This window comes from Oceanitalea stevensii (genome assembly GCF_014837105.1).
GTDB classification, from domain to species: Bacteria; Actinomycetota; Actinomycetes; order Actinomycetales; family Actinomycetaceae; genus Oceanitalea; species Oceanitalea stevensii.
In genome coordinates, this window is sequence record NZ_JACSPO010000001.1 from 848,908 (window position 1) to 872,237 (window position 23,330).

Below are 23,330 nucleotides of genomic sequence, written 5' to 3' on the forward strand. Positions count from 1 at the left end.
CTACGCGGCCAGGCCCAGCCGCTCCATGCGGCGGGCGTGGCCCGCGGAGATCGTCCCCACCGCGGGGGCGGCCAGGGCGCCGAGGTCCGCCGCTCCCGCCGACTCGACGACGTCGAGCACCGGCTGGACGGCGCCCAGCGCCTCCCCCGCCACCCGGCGGCCCCACAGCGCGAGACGGGCCGCGAGCGCCGGGTCCTCGGCGGTCGCCTGCGCGACCTCGGCCGCCACGAGGCCGGTGAGGCCCTGCCCGGCGAGCGCGTCGACGACGACGCCGCGCACGGGCTCGGGCAGGTGCTCGCCCACCGTCCGGGCCAGGTCCCGCACCATGCCGCCGGCGACGACGGTGCGCACCACCCGCTCCCACCAGTCGCCTGAGCGCGTGCGGTGCCCGATCCCGTCCAGCAGACCGAGGTAGGGCGCGGCGGCGGCGGTGAGGTCCCCGCCGTGCTCCTGGGCGCTGCGGGAGAGTGCGTCGTAGGCGCCGAGCTGGCCTGACGCGAGACGCGCGACCGCCACCCGCGCCGGCGTGCGCGGCGCGTGCAGGGCGTCCGCCGCCAGCCAGTCGAAGGCGCTGAGCCGGCTCGCGGCCACGAGCCCGAGCACCGTCACCACCTGCTCAGGACGGTCGAGGGCGGGCGCGGACGGCTCTGGGCTCGGCATGGCCCCAGCCTAGTTCCGGCCCCGCCCCGGCCCCGCCGCGCCTGTGCCGCCGCCCACCATCGGGCGGACGCCGGGCGCCTGGCGCTACACTGGCACGGTTCATACGGTTGACCGGTCGTCACGTATATCAGAGCCCTGCCGCGACACCGCGGCGCGAATGCCCACGATCGGCTGCCACGACCAGGCGGTGCCGCCGGCGAACTCGCCGCCCCGCCACAACCGGATAGGTACCACTCGTGACTGACATCTCCTCGGGCGTGATCACGCCCTCGGCCGACGACGGCCGCATCGACGTCTCCACCGCTGTCGACACCGCCGCCCTCGGCGACGCCGGCATCGACACGATCGACGCCGACATCACCGACGCGAGCAACGAGGCGCTCGCCCCGGAGCGCACCTTCGCCGACTTCGGCGTCGAGCAGGCCATCGTCGACGCCCTCGCCGACGACGGCATCGTGCACCCCTTCCCCATCCAGGCGCTCACCCTGCCCGTCGCGCTGAGCCGCCACGACATCATCGGCCAGGCCAAGACCGGCACGGGCAAGACCCTCGGCTTCGGCATCCCGGCGCTGCAGAACGTCGTCGCCCCCGGTGAGGAGGGCTGGGACACGCTGCCCGACCCCGGCAAGCCGCAGGCGCTGGTCATCGTCCCCACCCGTGAGCTGGCCGTCCAGGTCGCCGGGGACCTCGTCGTCGCCTCCCGCCGCCGCCCCACGCTGCGCGTCGCCCAGGTCTACGGCGGACGGGCCTACGAGCCGCAGATCGAGGCGCTCCAGCGGGGCGTCGAGGTCGTCGTCGGCACCCCGGGCCGGATGATCGACCTGTTCAAGCAGCGTCTCCTCGACCTCTCGCGGGTGCGCACCGTCGTCCTCGACGAGGCCGACGAGATGCTCGACCTCGGCTTCCTGCCCGACGTCGAGACGCTCCTCGCCGGCACCCCGGCCACCCGCCACACCATGCTCTTCTCCGCGACCATGCCCGGCGCCGTCGTCGCCCTGGCCCGCCGGTACATGACGCGGCCCACGCACATCCGCGCGCAGGACCCCAACGACGACGGCCACACGGTCAAGTCGACGCGGCAGATCGTCTACCGCGCCCACGCCCTCAACAAGGTCGAGATGCTCTCGCGCATCCTCCAGGCCGAGGGCCGCGGCCTCACCATCGTCTTCACCCGCACCAAGCGCACCGCCGCGAAGGTCGCCGACGAGCTCGCCGAGCGCGGCTTCGCCTCCGCGGCGATCCACGGCGACCTCGGCCAGGGCGCCCGTGAGCAGGCCCTGCGCGCCTTCCGCTCCGGCAAGGTCGACGTCCTCGTCGCCACCGACGTCGCCGCCCGCGGCATCGACGTCGACGCCGTCACCCACGTGGTCAACTACCAGTGCCCCGAGGACGAGAAGACCTACCTCCACCGGATCGGCCGCACCGGCCGCGCCGGTCTCTCCGGCACCGCGGTGACCTTCGTCGACTGGGACGACATGCCGCGTTGGGGGCTCATCAACAAGACCCTCGGCCTGGGCCTGGAGGAGCCGCCGGAGACGTACCACACCTCCCCGCACCTCTACTCCGACCTCAGCATCCCCACCGGGGTCACCGGGCGGCTGCCGCGCAGCGCCCGCACCCGCGCGGGGCTCGACGCGGAGACGCTCGAGGACCTCGGGGAGACCGGCAAGTCCGCCGGCCGCGGCACCCGCGCCCCGCACAGCGGTGGTCAGGGCGGCCAGGGCCGAGGCGGGCGCAGCGGCGGCGGACGCACGGACACCGGCCGCAGCAGCGGCACCGGCAGCCAGGGCGCCGAGGCGCCGCGCGAGGGCCAGGCGCGCCGTCGTCGCCGTCGGACCCGCAAGCCCAGCGACGCCAGCGAGGGCTGACCCGCCACGCACGCCGCGCCCCCGTCCGGACACCCGGGCGGGGGCGTTGTCGTCTCCGACCCTCACTTCCGGTGGACGGTGTGTGGCTTCTGTCACGCAGGTTCGCTAACGTGCCCGGATGCGGTCAACGGGGGCAGCACACGCGGCTCGGGCACTGTCGTCCGCCGCGGTCGTCGTGCTGCTCTCCCTCGCCTTCCACCTCCTCGCCGGCGGCGCCGCGCCCGAGGCCGCGACGCTGACCCGGCTCACCGCGGTGTGCGCGGCGGCCGCGCTCCCCCTCACCCGCCGCCCGGTGCGGCCGGCCAGCCTGCTCGTCCTGCTCGCCGTCGCCCAGGTGGTCCTCCACCTCACCTTCCAGACCGGCGCGCACCACGCCGCCCACGGCCACGGCCCCCCGCTGCCGATGGTGGCGACCCACGTCCTCGCCACGGTCCTCACCGCCCTCGTCCTGCGGCGCGGGCAGGCCCTGCTTCGCGCGGGCCTCGCGCGCGTCGTCCGCAGCCGCCGGCTCACCCCGCGGCCGCTCCCCGTCCTGCCCCGCACGGCCGTCGCCGTCTCACGCCCGGTGCCGCCGGTGGCCCCCGCCACCGGCGCGGCCACCGGACGCGCCCCTCCGCTCCCGGTTCGCAGCTGAGCCCGGGTCGCCCCACCGGCGACCTCCCCGGGCGTGCGTCCGCACGTCCGGGACCGAACCGGAAAGGCACCTCATGAAGCGTTCCCGCACGGCTGCCGCGACCACCGTCGCCGCCGCCGCCCTCGTCCTCCTCGGCGCCACCGGCGCCTCCGCGCACGTCACGGTCACGGCCGACACCACCGAGGCCGGCTCCTATGCCGTCCTCACCGTCTCCGTGCCCCACGGCTGCGGCGACTCGGCGACCACCGCGGTCGCGATCGCGGTCCCGGAGTCGATCCCCGCCGTCACGCCCACCGTCAACCCCGGCTGGGAGATCGAGAAGGTCATGGAGACCCTCGACCCGCCCGTCGACGACGGTCACGGCGGACAGCTCACCGAGCGCGTCGCCCAGGTGGTCTACACCGCGCGCTCGCCCCTGCCCGCCGACCACCGCGACGCCATGGAGCTGTCGGTGCGCCTGCCCGACACCCCGGGGGAGACGCTCGCGTTCCCGGTCGTCCAGACCTGCGAGGAGGGCGAGGCCCCGTGGGTCCAGCTCGCCGCCGAGGGGCAGGACCCCGACGAGCTCGAGTACCCGGCGTCGGTCCTCACGCTCACCGCGGCGGCGCAGGACGAGCCCGCCGCGGTGGAGACCGCGGACGGCGCGGCAGCCGCCGACGCGACGGGCGACGACGGCGCCGCGGAGGCCGCGAGCCCACCGGCGGCCGTGTCGTGGGCCGCGCTCGCCCTCGGGGCTGCCGGCCTCGCCCTCGGTGGCGTGGCCCTCGCCCGTACGCGCCGCACGAGCTGACCGTCCCGTGACGGTCCCGCTCCTGCGCCGGACCGTGCTGGCGCTCGTCGCCACGGTGGCCGGGGTGCTGCTGACGCTCGCGTCAGCCGCCCCGGCCACCGGCCACGCGACGCTGCTCGGCACGGCACCCGCCGACGGCGACGTGCTCACCACGCCACCCGCCGTCGTCACCCTCACCTTCAACGAGCCCGTCCAGGCCGACGACGACGGCGTCCGCCTGCTCGACGCCGCCGGCGACCCCCTCCCCGCCCCGGTGCGTGCGGTCGACGACACCGTCGAGCTCACCGTGCCGCCGGACCTGCCCGAGGGCAGCTACATCGTCGACTGGTCGGTGGTCTCGACCGACGGCCACCCCGTCGGCGGGGCCTTCACCTTCTCCGTCGGGCAGCCCTCCACCGAGGTCCGCGACGTCGCGCCGTCCGCCGGCCCCTCCCTCGTCGACCTCCTCCACCAGGGGGCGCAGGTCTTCGTCTACCTCGGGATCCTCGGCACGAGCGGCCTGGTCCTCTTCCGCACCGTGCTCCTCGACCCCGGGGCGCGCCTCGTCGACGCGCCTGTCCAGCGGCTCACCACCCTCTTCGCGGCCGCCGCGCTCGGCGGCCTCCTCCTCTACCTCGCCGCCGACGGCGCGTGGCGGACCGGTGCGGGCGTCCCCGGGCTCGTCGACCCCGGCACCCTGTGGGACACGCTCACCGGCACACCGGTGGGCCTGGCGACGGTCGTCGCCCTCGTGGGGCTCGTCCTCGCGCTCGGCACCGGCGCCACCCCGGCGGGCCGGGCCCTCACGTGCGCCGGAGCCGCCCTCGCCCTGCTCTCGCTGCCGCTCGCGGGCCACAGCCGCTCCTTCGGTCCCGCCTGGCTCGTCCTCGGCAGCGACGCGGTCCACGTGCTCGCCGGTGCCGTGTGGTTCGGTGGCGTCCTGGGCCTGGTCATCACGCTGCGCAGCTCCGCCCCCGCCGGCGCCGCCGCCCGGACCGTGGGCCGCTTCTCCACCGCGGCCCTGTGGGTGGTGCTCGCGCTCGGTGCGACCGGCACGGTGCTCGCCTGGCGGATCCTGCCCGGTCTGGACGCCCTCACCGGCACCGGCTACGGCCTCACCCTCCTGGCGAAGGTCGCCGTCGTCGCCCTCGTCGTCGTCATCGCCGGGTGGAACCGCTACCGGCTCGTCCCGCGCGTCGGGGACGACGACGGCGCCCGCGCCCGCCTGCGCCGCACCGTGGGCACCGAGGCGTGGCTCATCCTCCTCGCGGTCGCGCTCACCGGTGTCCTCGTGTCGCAGAGCCCCACCGAGGGCCACACCGCTCCCGCGCCCGCGTCTGCGCAGCCCGTGGCGGAGCACGTGGCGCTGGGGGACGGCATGGCCGACGTCCGGGTCGCCCCCGCCCGGGTGGGCGCCAACACCGTCACCCTCGCCCTCCACGACGCGGACGGCGCCCCCCTCGAGCCGGAGGACGTCCCGCAGGTGCGTCTCTCGCTCCCGGAGCAGGAGCTCGGGCCGCTGACACCCACGGTGACGCCGGCCGGGACGGGCCGCTACGAGGTCGCCGTCGACCTGCCGCTGCCCGGGGAGTGGGAGCTCGAGCTCAGCGTGCGCACCTCGACCTTCGACAACCCCGTCGTCGTCGTGCCGGTGGAGGTGGTGCCGTGAGCGTCCTCAGGCGTGGGCGTCGATGAAGGAGAAGACGGCGTCGGCCATGAGCTGGACGGCGATCGCCGCGAGGAGCAGGCCCGCGAGGCGGGTGACGAGGGTCGTGCCGCCGTCGCCGAGGACGCGGTGGATGACGAGTGAGAAGCGCATCGCCAGCCACAGGCAGATGTGGACGCCGATGATCGCCAGCGCGATGGCGAGCCACCCGGTGGGGCCGTCGGCGTCCTGCACCGCGAGCATGGCGGCGACGATCGCCCCCGGCCCGGCGAGCAGCGGCGTGCCCAGGGGCACGAGCGCGACGTTGACCTTGCCCCCGCCCGCGGGCTGCGGCTCCTCCGCCTTGCCGGTGAGCAGCTCCATCGCGACGAGGAGGAGCAGCAGACCGCCGGAGAGCTGCAGGGCGGGCACGGAGATGCCGAGGAAGTCGAGGATGTAGGGCCCGAGCACCGTGAACACGGTGATGACCCCGAGGGCGACGACGGTCGCCTGCCGCGCCGCGCGCTTGCGCTCCTTCGCGGTGCTCGTCGAGGTGAGCGCGAGGAAGATCGGCACGGTCCCGGGCGGGTCCATGATGACGAACAGGGTGAAGAAGGTCGTGGCGAGCAGCCCGACGTCGAGCACCGCGCTCACGGCCGGACCACCGGCAGGTAGCCCTCGGCCTCGATCTGCTCCAGCACGGCGGGGTCGGTGAGGTGCTCACCGAGCCGGTTGGGCTTGCCGGTGCCGTGGTAGTCGCTGGACCCGGTGACGAACAGGCCGAGCGAGGAGGCGAGGTCGAGGAGCTGGGCCCGGGCGCCGTCGTCGTGGTCGCGGTGGTCCACCTCGAGCCCCGCGAGCCCGGCGGCGGCCATCTCCTCGATGACGACGTCCTCGACGACGCGGCCGCGGGCCCCGGCGCGCGGGTGGGCCATGACGGGCACGCCGCCGGCCCGGCGCACGAGCTCGACCGCCGCGGCGGCGTCGGGGGCGTCGTAGCGCACGTAGTACGGGCCCTCGGCGTGGAGGATCTCGGTGAAGGCGGCCGACCGGTCGGTGACGTACCCGCGGGCGACGAGCGCGTCGGCGATGTGGGGGCGCCCCACGGTGCCGCCCGGCTCGAGGAGGGCCTCGACCTCCGCCCAGGTGAGGTCGAAGTCCAGGGCCAGGCGCTCGACCATCCGGCGGGCACGGCCCAGGCGGGAGTCGCGGGCACGCGCGACGGCGGTGCCGAGGCCGCGGGCGGCGGGGTCGTGGAGGTAGGACAGGAGGTGGACGCTGATCCCGCCGGCGGAGGTGGAGATCTCCGCGCCGCGGACGAGGGCCACCCCGGTGCGCTCGACGGCGGCGGCGGCCTCCTCCCACCCGTCCCACGTGTCGTGGTCGGTGAGCGCGACGACGTCGAGGCCGGCGGCGGCCGCGGCGGCCATGAGGACGGCCGGCCGCTCGGTGCCGTCGGAGAGGCTCGAGTGGGTGTGGAGGTCGACGGCGGGGCGGGCGAGCACGAGCCCCAGGGTACGGCCTGGGCACCCGGCGGCGGGCGCCTCGTGCGTGCGACGATGGGCACATGAGCGACACGGACCGTCAGGAGAACCAGCCGTTGAGCGAGCGCGGGTCGAACCGTTCCCAGCGCCCCTCGTCGCCCGCCTTCCGAGCGTTCATCGCCTCGGGCTGGGACGAGCAGCCGCCGACCCTGCCGGAGGAGAGCCCCGCGGCGCCCTTCGCGGCCGCCCGCCGCGAGCGCCTCGGCGCCCAGTTCCCCGGGGAGCGCCTCGTCCTGCCGGCCGGCACGCTCGTCACCCGCTCCAACGACACCGACTACCGCTTCCGGCCGCACTCGGCCTTCGCCCACCTCACCGGGCTGGGCACCGACGAGGAGCCCGACGCCGTCCTCGTCCTGCACCCCACCGACGACGACGCCGCCACCCACGAGGCCGTCCTCTACTTCCGTCCCCGGGCCGGCAAGGACACCGAGGAGTTCTTCGCCGACTCCCGCTACGGGGAGCTGTGGGTCGGGCAGCGGCCCAGCCTGGAGGAGGTCGCGGCCCTCACCGGGCTGCGCACCGCCCACATCGACTCCCTCGCCGACGAGCTCGCCAAGGACGCCGGCGCGGGCGGCGTCCAGGTCCGCGTGGTGCGCGGCGTGGACGCCGCCGTCCAGGCGCAGGTCGAGACCGCCCGCACCGGCCAGCAGGAGACGGAGGCGGCCGACGCCGTCCTCGCCGAGGCGCTGTCGGAGCTGCGTCTGCGCAAGGACCCCTTCGAGGTCGAGGAGATGCGCAAGGCCGTCGCCGCCACCGCCGAGGGCTTCGCCGACGTCGTGCGCTCGCTGCCCCGCGTCCTGGCCCACCACCGGGGCGAGCGCGTCATCGAGGGCGTCTTCGGGGCGCGCGCCCGCGAGGACGGCAACGCCGTCGGCTACGACACGATCGCTGCCTCGGGCAACCACGCCAACACGCTGCACTGGATCCGCAACGACGGCGCCGTCCGTCCCGGGGACCTCGTGCTCATCGACGCCGGGGTGGAGGTCGAGTCGCTCTACACCGCCGACGTCACCCGCACGATCCCGGTGGACGGGGTCTTCACCGAGCCCCAGCGCCGCGTCTACCAGGCGGTGCTCGACGCCGCCGACGCCGCCTTCGCCCGCGCGGCCGAGCCCGGCGCGCGCTTCCGTGACCTCCACGCCGCCGCGATGGAGGTCCTCGCCCACCGCCTCGCCGACTGGGGGCTGCTGCCCGGCACCGCCGAGGAGTCCCTCGCCGAGGAGGGCCAGTTCCACCGGCGCTGGATGGTCCACGGCACGAGCCACCACCTGGGCATCGACGTCCACGACTGCGCCCAGGCGCGCCGGGAGATGTACCTGGACGCGGAGCTCGAGCCGGGTATGGTCTTCACGATCGAGCCGGGCCTGTACTTCCGCGCCGACGACCTCACCGTCCCCGAGGAGCTGCGCGGTATCGGCGTGCGCATCGAGGACGACGTCCTCGTCCGCGAGGACGGGACCGTGGAGAACCTCAGCGCCGCCCTCCCCCGGACGCCCGACGACGTCGAGTCCTGGATGGCGTCCCTCCTCGACCGGTAGCCCCCCTCCCCTCCCCCCCGAGGTCATATGTCGGAAACTCGCGGCCCGCGCGTTCTGCGGACCGCGATTTTCCGACATATGCGGGGGGTGGGGCGGGGGTCAGTCGATCTCGCCCTGGCGGAACGCCGTGCCGATGATGTGCTGGTGGAAGCGCTCGTAGGTCTCGGCCTGGTCGCGGGCCTGCTGGGCCAGCGCCTCGAACATCGGGGCGGGCAGCCCGAGGTCCGGTGAGAGCTCGACGAGCGTCTGCCACAGCCCGAGCTTGCCCATGACGGCGCTGCGCATGAGCTCGGACTCCAGCACCGGGGTCATCGGCGAGCCGCCGGGCCGCTCGTTGACCTTGAGCCGGCCGGCGCGCTCGGCCACCCACGCCGCCGCCTGGCGGTGGGGGCGGCGCCTGAGGGACAGGGAGTCCATGAGGTTGACGAGGAGCTCGCGCTCCTCGCGGATCTCCAGCGCCACCCGGGCGAGCTCCTCGCCGTGGTCGGTGTCCGCGTAGTCCGCGGCCATCCGCTCCGAGCGCTCCAGACCGGCGGTGGCGCCGGTGAGGTGGTCGGACAGGTAGAGCCCGAGGATGTCGCGCTGCAGGTGAGCGGGCACCCGGTGGGCGGCGGAGTCCTCCTCCGCCTCGGCCACCAGCCCGTCGGCGGGGACGGAGCCGGGCGGCAGCTGGTCCTGGGGCCAGCTCTCGCGCGGCCGCATCTGGGGGCTCGGGGTGCCCTGGCCCTCGACCATGCCGACGAGGAGCTCGCGCAGCGTCTCCTTCGCCTCGCCCCTCGGCTCCCAGCCCAGCTCGGTGCGGGCCCGGGTCGTGTCCATGAGGGGCACGTTCATCGCCATGTCGAGCCAGCCGGCGTCGGCGGCCAGCGCACGCGCCTGCCAGGCGAGGGAGACGACGGGCCGCAGCGCGGCCGGCGGCACCTCGACGACCCTGCCGTGGTCGAGGACCTCCGCGAGGTCCTTGCCGGTGAGGACCGGCTCGGTGGCGATGTTGAAGGCGCCGGTCGCGCCCTGGACGATGATCCGGCGGTAGGCGTCGGCGAGGTCGTCCCCGTGGACCACCTGGAGCCGCAGCCCGGCCGGCAGCGGGAGGAACGGCAGACCGCCGGGGCGCAGCAGCGCCGGCGGCACCAGCGCCCCGAGGAAGAGGCGCATGATCTCCGCGCCGGCGTCCGCGTCGAAGACGAGCGCGGGCCGCACCCGCGCCACGGACAGCCCGGCGGCCTCGGCCTCGTCGAGGATGCGCTCCTGGGCGGCCTTGTCGACGGCGTAGTGGGAGGTCGTCGCGCTGCCGTGGGCGGGCCACGACTCGTCACGCCGCTCGTCGTCGTCCACCGGGGAGTAGGAGCCCACGGACGACGCGACGACGAGGTGGCCCACCCCCGCCCGCAGGCACGCCTCGACGACGCGGCGGGTGCCGTCGACGTTGGCGCGCCGGAGCAGGTCACGCTCGTGGTTGGGCTGGATGAGCCAGGCGAGGTGGACGACGGTGTCGACGCCGTCCAGCGCCCGGGCCAGCTCGTCGACGACGAAGTCCTCGCCGTCGGCGAGCGCCACCGGCGCGGCGATGTCGACCTGCTCCCACCGGGCCACGTCGTAGGGCGCGGCGGTGCCGTCGGGGCGCCGTCGGGCGATGCCGACGACCTCCGTCACCTGCTCCTCCTCGCGCAGGGCGTGGAGGAGCGCGGTGCCGCTGTTGCCGCTCGCGCCGACGACGGCGACCCTCATCGCGCACCCGCCTGCGTGGACGGCATCGCGGGGTCGAGGACCACCTTGATCGCGCCGTCGTCCTTGCGCTGGAAGATGTCGTAGCCGTGCGCGGCGTCCTCGAGAGAGATCCGGTGGGTGCGCAGGTCGAGCACGCCCAGCGGGTCGGCCGAGTCGCTGACGAGCGGCAGGACGTCCTCGATCCAGCGGTGGACGTTGGCCTGGCCCATCCGCAGGTTCACCTGCTTGTCGAACAGGTCGAGCATCGGCATCGGGTCCTGGGCGCCGCCGTAGACGCCGGACAGGGAGATCGTGCCGCCGCGGCGGACGATCTCGACCGCCGCGTGCAGTGCCGCCATCCGGTCGATGCCGGCCTTGGTGAACAGCGGCTTGGCCAGTGCGTCGGGCAGCATCCCGGCGCCGGCCTGCACGCCCTTGGCCACGGGCGAGCCGTGCGCCTCCATGCCGACGGCGTCGATGACGGAGTCCGCGCCGCGCCCGTGGGTGAGCTCGCGGACGGCGGCGGCGACGTCGTCGACCCCGCGCAGGTCCATCGTGGCGATGCCGTGGCGGCGGGCCATCTCCAGCCGCTCGGGGACGAGGTCGACACCGATGACCTGCTCGGCGCCGCGGTGGCGGGCGATGCGGGCGCTCAGCTGCCCGATCGGGCCCAGCCCGAGGACGACGACGGTCCCGCCGGGCGGCACCTGCGCGTACTCGACGGCCTGCCACGCGGTGGGCACGACGTCGGAGAGGTAGAGGTAGCGCTCGTCCGGCTCGCCGTCGTCGGGCACGACGACGGGGCCCACGTCCGCGAAGGGCACGCGCAGGTACTCCGCCTGCCCGCCCGGCACCTGCCCGTAGAGCTTGGTGTAGCCGAACAGGGAGGCGCCCTTGCCGTGCTCGCGCACCTGCGTGGTCTCGCACTGGGAGTGCAGGCCCTGGGAGCACATCCAGCACGAGCCGCAGGCGATGACGAAGGGGACGACGACGCGGTCACCGGGCTTGAGGTTGGTGACCTCGCTGCCGACCTCCTGGACGACGCCCATCGGCTCGTGGCCGAGGACGTCACCGGCGTCGAGGAAGGGCCCGAGCACGCTGTACAGGTGGAGGTCCGACCCGCAGATCGCGCTCGAGGTGATCTTGATGATGGCGTCGGCGGGGTGCTGCAGCCGGGGGTCGGGGACGTCCTCGACGCTGACCTTCTCCCGGCCCTGCCAGGTGAGTGCGCGCACAGGTGCCTCCGGTCAGCTCGAGGACGTGGGGCCGGCGGTCTCGTCACCCTCCGCCTGCGAGGGCTGGTCGAAGGGCTCCTCACGCTCCAGCTGCTCGGGGTCGGCGTCGGGGTCCTTGCTGGGGTCGTAGGGCTGCTCGGACGGGTTCGGTGTGTTCTCGCTCATGCTTCTCACCATTCCACCGGCCCGGAGGGCCCGCACGCCGAGGACGCCCCGCTTGCCGAGTCCCCGCACCGGCTCGATCCTGTGGCGATGACCGTCGACTCCCCGCCCGCGGAGACCTCCCGTCTCGCGCGGCGCATCACGCCCTGGCTCCTGTTCCTCTTCATCCTCGGTGACGTCCTCGGCGCGGGGATCTACGCGCTCGTCGGAGAGCTCGCCGCGGAGTCCGGCGGCATGATGTGGGCCCCCCTCATGGTGGCCCTCCTCATGGCCCTGCTCACCGCCGCGAGCTACGCCGAGCTCGTGACGAAGTACCCCAAGGCCGGTGGTGCGGCGATCTTCGCCCAGCGCGCCTTCAAGCGGCCGATCGTCTCCTTCGTCGTCGGCTTCTCCATGCTCGCCGCGGGCGTGACGAGCGCCGCGGGCCTGTCCATCGCCTTCGCCGGCGACTACCTCGCCACCTTCATCGACGTGCCCACCCGCATCGCCGCACCGGTGTTCCTCGTCCTCCTCGCCCTGCTCAACGCGCGGGGCATCAAGGAGTCGGTGCGCTCGAACGTCGTCATGACGGTCATCGAGGTGTCCGGCCTCGTCCTCGTCATCGTCGCGGTCGCGATCGCGGTGGGCGGCGGGCAGGGCGACCCGGCCCGCCTCGTCGAGCTGCCTCCGGGGACCGGTGCCGGGACGGCGATCCTCGCAGGCGCGCTCCTCGCCTTCTACTCCTTCGTCGGCTTCGAGGTCTCGGCCAACGTCGCCGAGGAGGTCCAGGACGTCAGCCGCGTGTACCCGCGCGCGCTGTTCGGGGCCCTCGGCGTCGCCGGTGTCGTCTACGCCCTCATCGGCATCGGCTCGGCGCTCATCATGCCGCCGGAGGACCTGTCCGGGTCCTCCAGCCCGCTGCTCGACGTCGTCGAGGCCACCGGCGTGGGGGTCCCCGACTGGCTGTTCTCGGTCATCGCGCTCGTCGCCGTCGCCAACGGCGCACTGCTCACGATGATCATGTCGAGCCGGCTCGTCTACGGCATGGCCGACGAGGGCCTGCTGCCCTCGGTGCTCACCAAGGTGCTGCCCAACCGCCGCACCCCGTGGCTCGCCATCGTCGTGACGACGGCGGTCGCCGCCGGCCTCACGCTCATCGGGGATCTCGCGATGCTCGCCGAGACGGTCGTCCTGCTCCTGCTCGTCGTGTTCGTCAGCACCAACCTCGCGGTGCTCGTGCTGCGCAAGGACACCGTCGACCACGACCACTTCCGCACGCCCAGGGCGCTGCCGGTGCTCGCCCTCATCACCTGCGGGGTGCTGCTCAGCCAGCAGTCCCTGCAGGTGTGGCTGCTCGGCCTGGGGATGGTCGCGATCGGCGTCGTCCTCTACTTCGTCACCCGCGGGGTGCGCGACACCGACCGCGCCGACGCCGGCCCGGCCGACCGCACCCGCTGACGCACGAGGGCAGTGGCCCGGCCCGGAGGTCCGGGCCGGGCCACTGCCCTGTCTCGTCGGCCGCCGGGCCGGCCGGTCGACGCGCGGTCAGGTGAGGCTGGGCAGGTGCTCCCGCGCGAAGGCGAGCGACTCCGCGAGCGCCGCCTCCCGCTCGGCCGGCTTCATCTTGCGGGTCGTCACCTCGACGGCGATCGAGCCGGTGAAGCCGAGCCCGGGCAGGGCGCGCAGCACCTCCTCGCAGGGCTGGCTGCCCCGGCCGGGCGCCAGGTGCTCGTCCCGGTTGGAGCCCGTGGAGTCGGTGAGGTGGAGGTGGGCCAGGCGCCCGCCGAGCTGTCGCGCGACCTCGAGGGAGTCCTGCCCGGCCACGCCCGCGTGGGAGAGGTCGAGGGTGACGTGCTCGTAGCCCAGGCCGACGGGGTCCCAGTGCGGCAGGTAGGCGTGCCGCTCCTTGGTCCGCGAGCCGTCCTTGGCCCGCGCCTTCCACGGGAACATGTTCTCGACGGCGAGCTTGACCTCCGTCGCCGCCTGGCGGCGGGCGATGCCCTCGACGAAGCCGGCGGCGTAGTCGCGCTGCCAGCGGAAGGGCGGGTGGACGACGACGGCCTCCGCGCCCACCGCCTCGGCCAGCTCGACGGACCGGTCGATCTTGCCCCACGGGTCGGAGCCCCACACGCGCTGGGTGAGCAGCAACGTCGGCGAGTGGATCGACATCACCGGCACGCCGTAGGTCTCGGCCAGCTCGTTCAGCCGCGCGGCGTCACGCGTCTCGGGCCACTTCCACACCATGACCTCGATGCCGTCGTAGCCCAGCCGCGCGGCGTCGGCGAAGCATGACTCCGTGCTGCTCGGGTAGCACGAGGAGGTGGACAGGAGGATCGGGGGGACCCTCACGAAGTGCGCTCCTCGCCGTCCTGCGGCGCCGCGGGCCGTCGCTGCCCGTACCGGGGGTTGCCGTGCTCGTCCTCCAGCGGCGTGAAGCTGCGCGCGGGCGGCTGGGGCGGCGCCTCGGCGGGCGGGGCACCGACCGGACCGGGCTGCGGGGCCCGCTGAGCGCCGTAGTGGCCGGCGGCGGGCGGGACGGCGGGTGCCGGCGACGCGGGGTCGGTCCCCACGCGGGTGCGGATGCCGGCCTCACCGAGGAGACGCATCGCCTCGCCCACGCGGCTCTGCTCGCACAGCAGCCCGTAGCGGCCGGCGACGACCTGGCTGGAGGAGGTGAAGTCGCGCTTGCCGCCGGTGAAGGCGTAGGAGACGAGGGCGAAGAGGATGCCGAAGGCCGCACCGATGACGAGGGCCGGCAGGAGCATGACGAGGGTGCTGCCCTCGGACAGCAGCCCGAAGAGGAGGCCGACGAAGAGGCCGAACCAGGCGCCGGACATCGCCCCCGCGAGCGCCACCCGCGGGTAGGACAGGCGTCCGGTGATCCGCTCGACCATGCGTAGGTCGGTGCCGACGATCGTCGTGTGCTGGACCTCGAACTCCTTGTCGGAGAGGAGGTCGACGGCACGCTGGGCCTCGAGGTAGGTGTCGAAGGAGGCGATCTGGACGCCGGTGGGGAGGGTCGGCGTCGGGGGCACGCCACCCCTGCTGCTGGAGAAGGCCATGGGCCGATTGTCTCCCCTCCGCCCCCGGTCCGCTACGCGCCGCCCCCGGCCGCGGCCCCGGGGACGGTGAGGGGCGCGGCGGGCGGGGGCCGTTGCTCTTAGGCTGACGGCGTGAGTACACCCGTGAGCAGGAGCGCGCCCACCCGGGTCTTCGTCGGCAGGCTGGCGGGGACCAACGTCTTCGACCCGCTCGGCGACCCGGTCGGCAAGGTGCACGACGTCGTCGTGCTCGTCCGCACGAGCTCGCTGCCACGGGCGGTGGGTCTGGTCGTCGAGGTGCCCGGCAAGCGCCGGGTGTTCCTCCCGCTGAGCCGGGTCGTGAGCATCAGCACCGGGGCCGTCATCACGACCGGCCTGCTCAACATCCGCCGCTTCTCCCAGCGGGCCAGCGAGACGCTAGTCGTCGGCCAGCTCGTCGACCGGCGGGTGACGCTCGCCGACGGCAGCGGCCCCGCCGTCATCACCGACGTCGCGATCGAGCAGCAGCGCAACCGCGACTGGCTCGTCACCCAGCTCTTCGTCGAGCGGAGCGGGGCGAGCCGGGGGCTGCGGCGCCGCCGCGGGGAGCAGCTCATCGTCGACGTCGGTGACGTCGTCGACCTCTCCGGCGACGCCGGGCCCCAGCCCGCCACGACCCTCCTGTCCACGATGGAGGACCTCAAGCCCGCCGACGTCGCCGACGTCCTCCACGACCTCCCGCCGGACCGGCAGATCGAGGTCGCCGCCGAGCTGTCCGACGACCGCCTCGCCGACGTGCTCGAGGAGCTGAGCGAGGACGACCGCGTGGCGATCGTCTCGGGGCTGGACGCCAACCGCGCCGCCGACGTCCTCGACGTCATGCAGCCCGACGACGCCGCCGACCTCGTCAACGAGCTCCCACCGGACGTCGCCCGCTCGCTGCTCGACCTCATGGAGCCGGAGGAGGCCGAGGACGTGCGCCGCCTCATCGCCTACGAGGAGCGCGCCGCCGGCGGTCTCATGACGACCGAGCCGATCATCCTGCCCCCGGAGGCGACCGTCGCCGCCGCCCTCGCCAGCGCCCGGCGCCTGGACGTCACCCCGGCCCTGGCGACGATGGTCTTCGTCGTGCGCCCCCCGCTGGAGACGCCGTCGGGGCGGCTGCTGGGCGTCGTCCACATCCAGCGCGCGCTGCGCGAGCCCCCCAGCGCCCAGCTCGGCTCGATGCTCGACAGCGACATCGAGACCGTCGGGCCGCACGCCGGCATCGGCAAGATCACCCGGCTGCTGGCGACGTACAACCTCACCGCGCTCCCCGTCGTCGACGAGGAGCGCCGCCTGCTGGGCGCCGTGAGCGTCGACGACGTCCTGGACCACCTGCTGCCCGACGACTGGCGCGACGCCGACACCGAGGCGACCGACACCGCGATGACGAGGAGTGCCCATGGCTGAGCGGCTCGACACGCCACTGCCCACCCGCCGACGCTGGCTGCGCCGGCCCCGGGTCGACTCCGACGCCGTCGGCAGCACCGCCGAGGCCATCGCCCGCTTCACGGGAACGCCGCGCTTCCTCGTCTACCTCTCGGGCTTCGTCATCGTGTGGCTCGCGTGGAACACATGGGGGCCCGAGCCGCTGCGCTTCGACTCCGCGGCGCTCGGCTTCACCGCGCTCACCCTCATGCTCTCCCTCCAGGCGTCCTACGCGGCCCCGCTCATCCTCCTGGCGCAGAACCGGCAGGACGACCGCGACCGGGTGACCGCCGAGCAGGACCGGCAGCGCGCCGAGCGCAACCTCGCCGACACCGAGTACCTGGCCCGGGAGCTCGCCGCCCTGCGCCTGGCGCTCGGCGACGTCGCCACCCGCGACTTCGTGCGCTCCGAGCTGCGCAGCGTGCTCGAGGAGCTGCGGGAGGAGGACGAGGAGCGCGACCGCGCGCGCTGACGCGTCACGTGGCAGAAACGCGGGAAACGTTTCCGTAACAGGCAGGTCAATAGCGTCCCAAGGGTTGTCCCCCGAACCAGGAGGTACCCCTGATGCACGGACCTGTCCGAGCGGGGCGCGGCTGCGCCGCAGCCCTGCTCGCCACCGCCCTCGTCCTCACCACGGCCTCGGCCGGGCAGGCGGCCCCCGACGCCCCGGTCGTCGTCGACGGCGACGGCTGGAGCGTCGAGCAGGCGCCGGGCGGCTACGTCGTCACCCTCGAGCTCGACGAGCCGCTGCCCGTCCGCGCGGCCGTCCCCCAGCTCGAGGCCGACGGCGAGCCGCTCGGCCTGGCGCGCGAGTCCCTCGACGGCCTCTCGCTCAGCGCCGTGACCACCGACGACGCCGTGCTCGACGCCGAGGAGATCACCCTCTCGTGGGGTGACGAGGACGCCTCCGCCACTGGGCGCCGGTCCGCCGGTCCGCAGGCCGCGGCACCGGACGACGCGGCCGACCGGGTCGTCCTCGACGTCGACCCCGCCGCGGACGGCAGCTACACCGTGGGCCGCGCCGACTACGACCTCGGCACCCAGGCCGTCGACCTCGTCGAGATCGGCGGGATCAAGGGCGAGATGCGCGCGGCCGTGTACTACCCGGTCGAGGCGCAGGGCGAGCGCCCCGTCGTCGTCTTCCAGCACGGGCGCCACGGTTCCTGCTCGCAGGGCACCCCGAACCCGAACCGCTACCCGTGCGGTCCGGACCAGGTCGAGATCCCCAGCTACCGCGGCTACGACGCCCCCGCCGAGACCCTCGCCTCCCGCGGCTACGTCGTCGTCTCGGTCTCGGCCAACGCGATCAACTCCAACGACAACCAGCTCGCCATCGACTACGGCGCGACCGCGCGCGGCGGCCTGGTCCTGTCCCACCTCGACCTCCTCGCCGAGGCGAACGCCGGGACGGCGCCCGGGCTCGACCCGGTGCTCCGCGGCCGGCTCGACCTCGACCGCGTCGGCCTCATGGGCCACTCGCGCGGCGGCGACGGCGTCGTCCGGGCCGCGCTCATGAACGCCGAGCGGGAGGAGCCATACGGCATCGAGTCGGTGCTGCCGCTCGCGCCCGTCGACTTCGGCCGCCTCAGCCTGCCCGGCGTGCCGACCTACACCGTGCTCCCCTACTGCGACGGCGACGTCGTCAACCTCCAGGGCCAGCACTTCTTCGAGGACTCGCGGTACGCCGTCGACGACGACGTCCTGCGCGCCACCGCCCTCGTCATGGGCGCCAACCACAACTTCTTCAACACCGTCTGGACGCCGGGCCTCTACCCCTACTCCGTCTCCGACGACTGGGCGGCTCAGGACCGCCAGCAGACCAACCCCGTCTGCGGGGCCTCCGCCGAGTCCCGCCTGTCCGCCGCTGAGCAGTACGCGCTCGGTGACGCCTACATCTCCGGCTGGTTCCGCCTCACCATGGGCGGGGAGGAGGAGCTGCTGCCCCTCTTCGACGGCTCCGGTGCCCTGCCGGCGTCGATCGGCCGCGCCGAGGTCTTCACCGTCGCCCAGCAGCCCGGCTCCTCCCGGGCGGACGTCGCCCCCCTCGCGGCCGACAGCCCCCGCGTCCGTGCCGCCGGCGGCGCCCGCCTCACCTACTGCGCCTCGCTCAGCGAGCGCCCCTACCCGCAGCAGGTCCGGCCGTGCGCCGACATCACCGAGGTGACCAGCTCCCAGGCGCCGCACTGGACGCCCATGCGCTTCGCCCCGTCCGCGCCGTCGGGCCAGATGGCGATCCTCGAGTGGACGACGGCGGGTGCCGGCCTGCGGGCCGACGTCCCGACCTCCGCCCGCGACGTCAGCGACCACGAGAAGCTCACCTTCCGCGCGGCCCCCACGCTCGCCGGTGCCGAGGACCTCACGGTCAGCCTCGTCGACGGCGCCGGCCGCTCGGCGAGCGCGCTGGCCTCCGAGGTCAGCCAGGCGCTCTCCCCGCTGCCCGGTGACGCGAGCCCGCTGCGCAAGGTGTACCTCCGCGCGGTCGAGATCCCGCTCACCGCCTTCGCGGGCGTGGACCTCACCGACGTGCGCCAGGTGCGTGTGGCCGGTGTCGGTGACGCCGGCGCCGCCTACCTCTCCGACCTCGCGTTCTCCTCCCCCGCCGTCGGCACCCCCGGCACCGGGGACCTGCCGAGCCTCACCGTCGCCGACGCGACCGTCAACGAGGGCGCCGGGCCGGGCACCGCGGCCGTCGCGCTGCGGCTCAGCGAGCCGGCGGCGAAGGCGGTGCGGACCTACGTCGAGGCGAACGGCGGGGAGACCGGCGCGCAGCGCCTGGCCGCACCCGTCGTCATCCCGCCGGGCGAGACCTGCGTGGTCTTCGACGTGCCCCTCGAGGGCGACCGCCGCACCGCCACCGTCCCCACGACGAGCGTCACCGTGACCGCGGCGTCCGTCGTCGGGGCGTCCAGCGCCGACACCTTCGGCCGGCTCACCGTCCGGGAGGACGACGCCGTCGTCGACCGGGACGGCATCGTCCACGACATGGCGCCGGACCCCGGCCCGCAGGGCGACGTGTGCGCCCCCGCGCCGGAGGAGCCGACGGAGCCCACCGAGCCGACGGAGCCCGGCGAGCCGGGCACCCCGACGCAGCCGGGCACCCCGACGCAGCCGGGCACCCCGGCCCTCACGTCCGGCTTCTTCCTCAACGACGGCTGGGGCCCCTGGGCCACCTACGCCTTCCGCTACGGCCGGGCCACCGACGAGGTCCTCGTCGGTGACTGGGACGGGGACGGCAACGACACCGTCACGCTGCGCCGGGGCCGGGAGTTCCACGTCTCCGACGCCCAGCGGGGCGGCGACGCGGCGCGGACCTTCAGCTACGGCCGCGCCGGGGACGTCGTCCTCGTCGGGGACTGGGACGGCGACGGCGTCGACACCCTCGCGGTGCGCCGCGGCAACGAGTACCACCTGAAGAACTCGGTGACCGGCGGGGCGGCCGACGTCGTCGTCCGCTACGGCCGGGCCGCAGACGAGGTCGTCGTCGGCGACTGGGACGGGGACGGCCGGGACACCCTGGCCGTGCGCCGGGGCCGGGAGTACCACGTCCGCAACAGCCTCACGGCCGGACCCGCGCAGCAGGTCCTCACCTACGGGCGGGCCGGCGACGTCGTGCTCGCCGGTGACTGGGACGCCGACGGCGTGGACACCTTCGCGGTCCGCCGCGGCAACGTCTACCACGTGCGGAACTCGATCTCCGGCGGCCCGGCGGACCGGGTCCAGTCCTACGGACGCGCCGGCGACGAGGTGTTCGTCGGTGACTGGAACGGCGACGGCCGCGACACCCTGGGGGTGCGCCGCTCCTGACCGTCCGCGGGGCCCCGCACCGCTCCCGGTGCGGGGCCTCGCCGTGCCGGCGGTCACAGGGACCTCGGGCCGCTGGACCCCGCCCTGCGGCGACCTACCATGGGGGTATGTCTGCCCCCACCGTCGAAGCGATCCGCACCGAGCTGGAGAAGGTCCTCGACCCCGAGATCCGCCGCCCCATCACCGAGCTCGGCATGGTGCGGTCCGTGGAGGTCGACGGCGGCGACGTCGTCGTCGGCATCGACCTCACCACCGCGGGCTGCCCGCTCCGCTCGACGATCACCAAGGACGTCACCGCCGCCGCCCAGCGGGTGGAGGGCGTCGCCGACGTCCGCGTCGACATGGGCGTCATGAGCGAGGAGCAGCGCAAGTCGCTGCGCTCCCAGCTGCGTGGCGGCGTCGCCGAGCCGACCATCCCCTTCTCCGAGCCGGGCAACCTCACCCGCGTCTACGCCGTCACCTCCGGCAAGGGCGGGGTGGGCAAGTCCTCCGTCACGGCCAACCTCGCCGCCGCGATGGCCGCCGAGGGCCTCAAGGTGGGCGTCGTGGACGCCGACATCTACGGCTTCTCCATCCCCCGCATGCTCGGCGTCGAGCACGCCCCCACCAAGGTCGACGACATGATCCTGCCGCCGGTCGCCGGTGACGTGAAGGTCATCTCGATCGGCATGTTCGCCCCTCCCGGGCGTCCGATCGTGTGGCGCGGGCCGATGCTCCACCGCGCGCTGCAGCAGTTCCTCGCCGACGTCTTCTGGGGGGACCTCGACGTCCTCCTCCTCGACCTGCCGCCCGGCACCGGTGACATCGCGATCTCCGTGGGCCAGCTGCTGCCGAACGCCGAGCTCCTCGTCGTCACCACGCCGCAGTCCGCAGCCGCGGAGGTCGCCGAGCGCGCCGGGTCCCTGGCCGGGCAGACGAACCAGCACGTCGTCGGCGTCATCGAGAACATGTCGTGGCTCGAGCAGCCCGACGGCCAGCGGGTGGAGCTCTTCGGCTCCGGCGGCGGCCAGCAGGTGGCCGACAACCTCTCGGCCGGCCTCGGCTACGACGTCCCGCTGCTCGCCCAGGTGCCGCTGGAGATCAAGCTCCGCGAGGGCGGGGACTCCGGGCGGCCCTTCGTCCAGGACGACGACTCCCCCGCCGCCGACGCGCTGCGCGGCGTCGCGAAGCGGCTGAGCCAGCGGGCCCGCGGCCTGGCCGGGCGCTCCCTGGGCATCAGCCCGCTCTGACGCTGCCGGCCGGTCGCCCCTTGCCGCTCCCCCAGGGGTGCGGCACGGGGCGACCGCTGACCGGTCGGTCGACGCACGCGGCCCCGCCGAGGGACGCGTGCCTCGCCTACGTCGCCTCGTCGTCGAAGGGGGCCCGGCCTCCGGGCGCCCTCGGGGGCCGCGCCGGGCGGTCGTCGTCCTCACGCAGGGCGTCGCGGACGATGCGCCGCGGGTCGTACTGGCGCGGGTCGAGCGAGCGCAGGTCGAGGTCGCCGAGCTCGGGGCCCAGCTCGGCGCGCACGCGGTCGGTCGTGTCCGTGGTGAGTCGGCGCAGGTTCCGCACGAGCCGCCCGAGCTGCTGCGCATACTCCGGCAGCCGCTCGGGGCCGATGAGGATGACCGCGAGGAGCGCGATGACCGCTAGCTCGGACCCGTTGATCGGCACGCTCCCAGGATAGGCCGCTCCCTAGTCGCTCCCGGCCTCGTCGAGCACGACCTCGACCTCGCGCTCCTGCCCGCCGTCGCTCTGCACGGTGAGGACCACCGTGTCACCCGGCGCACGGGAGCGGACCGCGACGATGAGCTCGGAGGGCGTCGTCACCGGCTGCCCGTCGAAGTGCGTGATGACGTCGCCCGGCTCGATGCCGGCCTCGTCCCCCGGCCCGCCGGGCGTGACGGCGGGCGTCGAGGCGCCCGCGTCGTCCTGGAGCACCTGCACGCCCTCGCCCTGGTAGCGGGTGTCGAGCGCGACCCCGATGACGGGGTAGGTGGCCCGGCCGGTCTCGATGATCTGCTCGGCGGTCCGGCGCACCTGGTTGGAGGGGATGGAGAAGCCCAGGCCGATGCTCCCGGTCTGCTGGCCGCCCGCCTGGGCGATGGCCGTGTTGATGCCGATGACCTCACCGGCCGTGTTGATGAGCGGCCCGCCGGAGTTGCCCGGGTTGATGGCGGCGTCGGTCTGGATCGCGTTGATGAACGAGGCACCCTCCCCCGAGCTGCCGGCCTGGACGGGGCGGTTGAGGGCGGAGATGATCCCGCTCGTCACGGTGCCCTCGAGGCCGAGCGGGGCGCCGACCGCGACGACCGGGTCGCCGACGACGACGGCGTCGGAGTCCGCGAGCGGCAGGGGCGTGAGCCCGTCCTGGTCGACCTTGAGGACCGCGAGGTCGTAGTCGGCGGTGCGGCCGACGATCTCGGCGGGCAGCTGGGTGCCGTCGGCGAGCGTGACGGCGACGGTCCCGCCGCCGTCCGCCGCGGCGTCGATGACGTGGTTGTTCGTCACGAGGTAGCCGTCCTCGCGCAGCACCATCCCGCTGCCGCTGGAGGCGGTGTCCCCGCCGAAGACCTCGATGAACACCGTGCTCTCCAGCGCGGCGGCCGCGATGCCCGCGACCGACTCCGGCGCCCGGCTGGTCGACACGGTGCTGCTCGAGGCGGGCAGCGCCGAGCCGGAGGACGTCGAGGGCCACAGCCACCGCGCCCCGAGCGCCCCGAGGACGAGCCCCGCGAGCAGGGCGACGAGGACGAGGAGGACGACGACGCCGGCCCCCACGCCCCGTCGGCGCCGCCCGCGCGGCTGGCGGCCGGCGGCGGCCTCGGGGGGCGCGCCGCCCGACCACGAGCCGGGCGCGGGCCACGCGTAGGGCTGGGCCGGTGAGGCGCCGCCCGTGGTGGGCGCGGACGCCGGTGCGTAGCCCGCCGTCGCGGCGGCGGTGTGCGAGCTCGGCGAGGTCGCCGGTGCGTAGCTCTGGCCGCGGGTGAGGGGCCACGCGCCGTCGGGCGAGGACCAGGGCAGCCGCTGGCCGTCGTGGCCGGTGTCGTCGGGGGACGGCGGCTGCGGCGCGGGGGCGCTGGGCCGCCACCAGGCGTCGTCGCGGGACGGCTCCTCGCGGCGCTCAGCGCCGGGCTGCCCGCCCGGCTCGGAGGCGCCGGCCGGCGGACCGGGGAGGGGCTGCGTGGCGGGGGCGCCGCCGTCGTCGGCCACCTCGTCCACGCTGTACGGCTCGGGCCGGGGCGCGGGCGAGGGCGGGTAGCCGTGCTCGTGCTCGTCGGGTCGCTCGCTCATGGGCACAGTCTCCTCCCAGATC

Annotated in this window: 20 protein-coding genes; 10 read left to right on the top strand and 10 right to left on the bottom strand. The window is 74.9% G+C overall.

From position 1 onward, the window contains the following. The gene (locus tag H9624_RS03920) at positions 1-660 is read right to left on the bottom strand and encodes a ferritin-like fold-containing protein (protein WP_251838573.1); all 660 of its coding nucleotides are present in this window, start codon (positions 658-660) and stop codon (positions 1-3) included. A gap of 236 nt (positions 661-896) precedes the next feature. On the opposite strand from H9624_RS03920, the gene H9624_RS03925 reads away from it, so the two are divergent. The 4 genes from H9624_RS03925 to H9624_RS03940 all read left to right on the top strand — a co-directional run bounded on the left by H9624_RS03925 (position 897) and on the right by H9624_RS03940 (position 5,600). Next, positions 897-2,528: a DEAD/DEAH box helicase gene (locus tag H9624_RS03925; protein ID WP_372435093.1), complete on the top strand. Its 1,632-nt coding sequence runs from the start codon at positions 897-899 to the stop codon at positions 2,526-2,528. Positions 2,529-2,646: 118 nt separating this feature from the next. Beyond that, positions 2,647-3,162: a hypothetical protein gene (locus tag H9624_RS03930; RefSeq protein WP_251838574.1), complete on the top strand. Its 516-nt coding sequence runs from the start codon at positions 2,647-2,649 to the stop codon at positions 3,160-3,162. Between the two features lie 73 nt (positions 3,163-3,235). After that, complete coding sequence (locus H9624_RS03935; protein ID WP_251838575.1) at positions 3,236-3,952, top strand: YcnI family copper-binding membrane protein; 717 nt, start codon at positions 3,236-3,238, stop codon at positions 3,950-3,952. A 7-nt stretch (positions 3,953-3,959) separates the two neighbouring features. Next, complete coding sequence (locus tag H9624_RS03940; protein ID WP_251838576.1) at positions 3,960-5,600, top strand: copper resistance CopC/CopD family protein; 1,641 nt, start codon at positions 3,960-3,962, stop codon at positions 5,598-5,600. A gap of 6 nt (positions 5,601-5,606) precedes the next feature. Here H9624_RS03940 and H9624_RS03945 read toward each other — a convergent pair whose 3' ends face one another. Together H9624_RS03945 and H9624_RS03950 are read right to left on the bottom strand one after the other, a co-directional pair. Further along, a complete protein-coding gene (locus H9624_RS03945) occupies positions 5,607-6,230 on the bottom strand; it encodes a MarC family protein (RefSeq protein ID WP_251838577.1) in 624 nt (207 codons plus the stop codon). Beyond that, the gene (locus H9624_RS03950) at positions 6,227-7,090 is read right to left on the bottom strand and encodes a PHP domain-containing protein (protein ID WP_504740238.1); all 864 of its coding nucleotides are present in this window, start codon (positions 7,088-7,090) and stop codon (positions 6,227-6,229) included. The genes H9624_RS03945 and H9624_RS03950 overlap by 4 nt, the downstream gene beginning before the upstream one ends. A gap of 53 nt (positions 7,091-7,143) precedes the next feature. On the opposite strand from H9624_RS03950, the gene H9624_RS03955 reads away from it, so the two are divergent. Further along, positions 7,144-8,658: an aminopeptidase P family protein gene (locus H9624_RS03955; RefSeq protein ID WP_251838578.1), complete on the top strand. Its 1,515-nt coding sequence runs from the start codon at positions 7,144-7,146 to the stop codon at positions 8,656-8,658. 99 nt (positions 8,659-8,757) lie between these two features. Here the strand turns inward: H9624_RS03955 and H9624_RS03960 are convergent, their stop codons facing one another. Genes H9624_RS03960 through H9624_RS03970 form a run of 3 tightly spaced genes read right to left on the bottom strand, consistent with a single transcriptional unit; the run spans position 8,758 to position 11,765 of the window. Further along, the gene (locus H9624_RS03960; RefSeq protein ID WP_251838579.1) at positions 8,758-10,386 is read right to left on the bottom strand and encodes an NAD-dependent epimerase/dehydratase family protein; all 1,629 of its coding nucleotides are present in this window, start codon (positions 10,384-10,386) and stop codon (positions 8,758-8,760) included. Beyond that, positions 10,383-11,600: a zinc-dependent alcohol dehydrogenase gene (locus H9624_RS03965; RefSeq protein WP_251838580.1), complete on the bottom strand. Its 1,218-nt coding sequence runs from the start codon at positions 11,598-11,600 to the stop codon at positions 10,383-10,385. The genes H9624_RS03960 and H9624_RS03965 overlap by 4 nt, the downstream gene beginning before the upstream one ends. Before the next feature lie 12 nt (positions 11,601-11,612). Next, on the bottom strand, positions 11,613-11,765 hold the full coding sequence (locus H9624_RS03970) for a hypothetical protein (protein ID WP_251838581.1): 153 nt from the start codon (positions 11,763-11,765) through the stop codon (positions 11,613-11,615). 87 nt (positions 11,766-11,852) lie between these two features. Here H9624_RS03970 and H9624_RS03975 point away from each other — a divergent pair, with 87 nt between their 5' ends. Continuing rightward, entirely contained in the window at positions 11,853-13,199 is a 1,347-nt protein-coding gene (locus H9624_RS03975) for an APC family permease (RefSeq protein WP_251838582.1), read from the top strand. An 87-nt stretch (positions 13,200-13,286) separates the two neighbouring features. Here H9624_RS03975 and H9624_RS03980 read toward each other — a convergent pair whose 3' ends face one another. Both H9624_RS03980 and H9624_RS03985 read right to left on the bottom strand, forming a co-directional pair. Further along, the gene (locus H9624_RS03980) at positions 13,287-14,090 is read right to left on the bottom strand and encodes a sugar phosphate isomerase/epimerase family protein (protein ID WP_251838583.1); all 804 of its coding nucleotides are present in this window, start codon (positions 14,088-14,090) and stop codon (positions 13,287-13,289) included. Then, positions 14,087-14,803, bottom strand: a complete 717-nt coding sequence (locus H9624_RS03985; RefSeq protein ID WP_251838584.1) for a YflT domain-containing protein — start codon at positions 14,801-14,803, stop codon at positions 14,087-14,089. The genes H9624_RS03980 and H9624_RS03985 overlap by 4 nt, the downstream gene beginning before the upstream one ends. A 111-nt stretch (positions 14,804-14,914) precedes the next feature. Here H9624_RS03985 and H9624_RS03990 point away from each other — a divergent pair, with 111 nt between their 5' ends. The 4 genes from H9624_RS03990 to H9624_RS04005 all read left to right on the top strand — a co-directional run bounded on the left by H9624_RS03990 (position 14,915) and on the right by H9624_RS04005 (position 21,264). Continuing rightward, positions 14,915-16,213 carry a magnesium transporter MgtE N-terminal domain-containing protein gene (locus H9624_RS03990; RefSeq protein WP_251838585.1) on the top strand — a complete coding sequence of 433 codons (1,299 nt, stop codon included), beginning with the start codon at positions 14,915-14,917 and terminating at the stop codon, positions 16,211-16,213. After that, positions 16,206-16,703 carry a DUF1003 domain-containing protein gene (locus H9624_RS03995; protein ID WP_251838586.1) on the top strand — a complete coding sequence of 166 codons (498 nt, stop codon included), beginning with the start codon at positions 16,206-16,208 and terminating at the stop codon, positions 16,701-16,703. Before H9624_RS03990 ends, H9624_RS03995 begins: the two co-directional genes overlap by 8 nt. Before the next feature lie 92 nt (positions 16,704-16,795). Beyond that, complete coding sequence (locus H9624_RS04000) at positions 16,796-20,035, top strand: alpha/beta hydrolase (protein WP_251838587.1); 3,240 nt, start codon at positions 16,796-16,798, stop codon at positions 20,033-20,035. 107 nt (positions 20,036-20,142) lie between these two features. After that, positions 20,143-21,264 (top strand): Mrp/NBP35 family ATP-binding protein, encoded by a 1,122-nt coding sequence (locus H9624_RS04005; protein WP_251838588.1) that lies wholly within the window; start codon positions 20,143-20,145, stop codon positions 21,262-21,264. Positions 21,265-21,370: 106 nt separating this feature from the next. Here the strand turns inward: H9624_RS04005 and H9624_RS04010 are convergent, their stop codons facing one another. Then, the gene (locus H9624_RS04010; protein ID WP_251838589.1) at positions 21,371-21,688 is read right to left on the bottom strand and encodes a twin-arginine translocase TatA/TatE family subunit; all 318 of its coding nucleotides are present in this window, start codon (positions 21,686-21,688) and stop codon (positions 21,371-21,373) included. A gap of 21 nt (positions 21,689-21,709) precedes the next feature. After that, positions 21,710-23,308, bottom strand: coding sequence for a S1C family serine protease (locus H9624_RS04015; RefSeq protein WP_251838590.1), 1,599 nt, complete (start codon positions 23,306-23,308; stop codon positions 21,710-21,712). Positions 23,309-23,330 lie beyond the last annotated feature (22 nt).

Bases quoted from the DNA above. Each gene is read 5' to 3' on its own strand.
- H9624_RS03920 (WP_251838573.1), bottom strand. From the start codon at position 660: ATGCCGAGCCCAGAGCCGTCCGCGCCCGCCCTCGACCGTCCTGAGCAG.
- H9624_RS03930 (WP_251838574.1), top strand. From the start codon at position 2,647: ATGCGGTCAACGGGGGCAGCACACGCGGCTCGGGCACTGTCGTCCGCC.
- H9624_RS03935 (WP_251838575.1), top strand. From the start codon at position 3,236: ATGAAGCGTTCCCGCACGGCTGCCGCGACCACCGTCGCCGCCGCCGCC.
- H9624_RS03955 (WP_251838578.1), top strand. From the start codon at position 7,144: ATGAGCGACACGGACCGTCAGGAGAACCAGCCGTTGAGCGAGCGCGGG.
- H9624_RS03960 (WP_251838579.1), bottom strand. From the start codon at position 10,386: ATGAGGGTCGCCGTCGTCGGCGCGAGCGGCAACAGCGGCACCGCGCTC.
- H9624_RS03970 (WP_251838581.1), bottom strand. From the start codon at position 11,765: ATGAGCGAGAACACACCGAACCCGTCCGAGCAGCCCTACGACCCCAGC.
- H9624_RS03975 (WP_251838582.1), top strand. From the start codon at position 11,853: ATGACCGTCGACTCCCCGCCCGCGGAGACCTCCCGTCTCGCGCGGCGC.
- H9624_RS03985 (WP_251838584.1), bottom strand. From the start codon at position 14,803: ATGGCCTTCTCCAGCAGCAGGGGTGGCGTGCCCCCGACGCCGACCCTC.
- H9624_RS03995 (WP_251838586.1), top strand. From the start codon at position 16,206: ATGGCTGAGCGGCTCGACACGCCACTGCCCACCCGCCGACGCTGGCTG.
- H9624_RS04000 (WP_251838587.1), top strand. From the start codon at position 16,796: ATGCACGGACCTGTCCGAGCGGGGCGCGGCTGCGCCGCAGCCCTGCTC.
- H9624_RS04005 (WP_251838588.1), top strand. From the start codon at position 20,143: ATGTCTGCCCCCACCGTCGAAGCGATCCGCACCGAGCTGGAGAAGGTC.
- H9624_RS04015 (WP_251838590.1), bottom strand. From the start codon at position 23,308: ATGAGCGAGCGACCCGACGAGCACGAGCACGGCTACCCGCCCTCGCCC.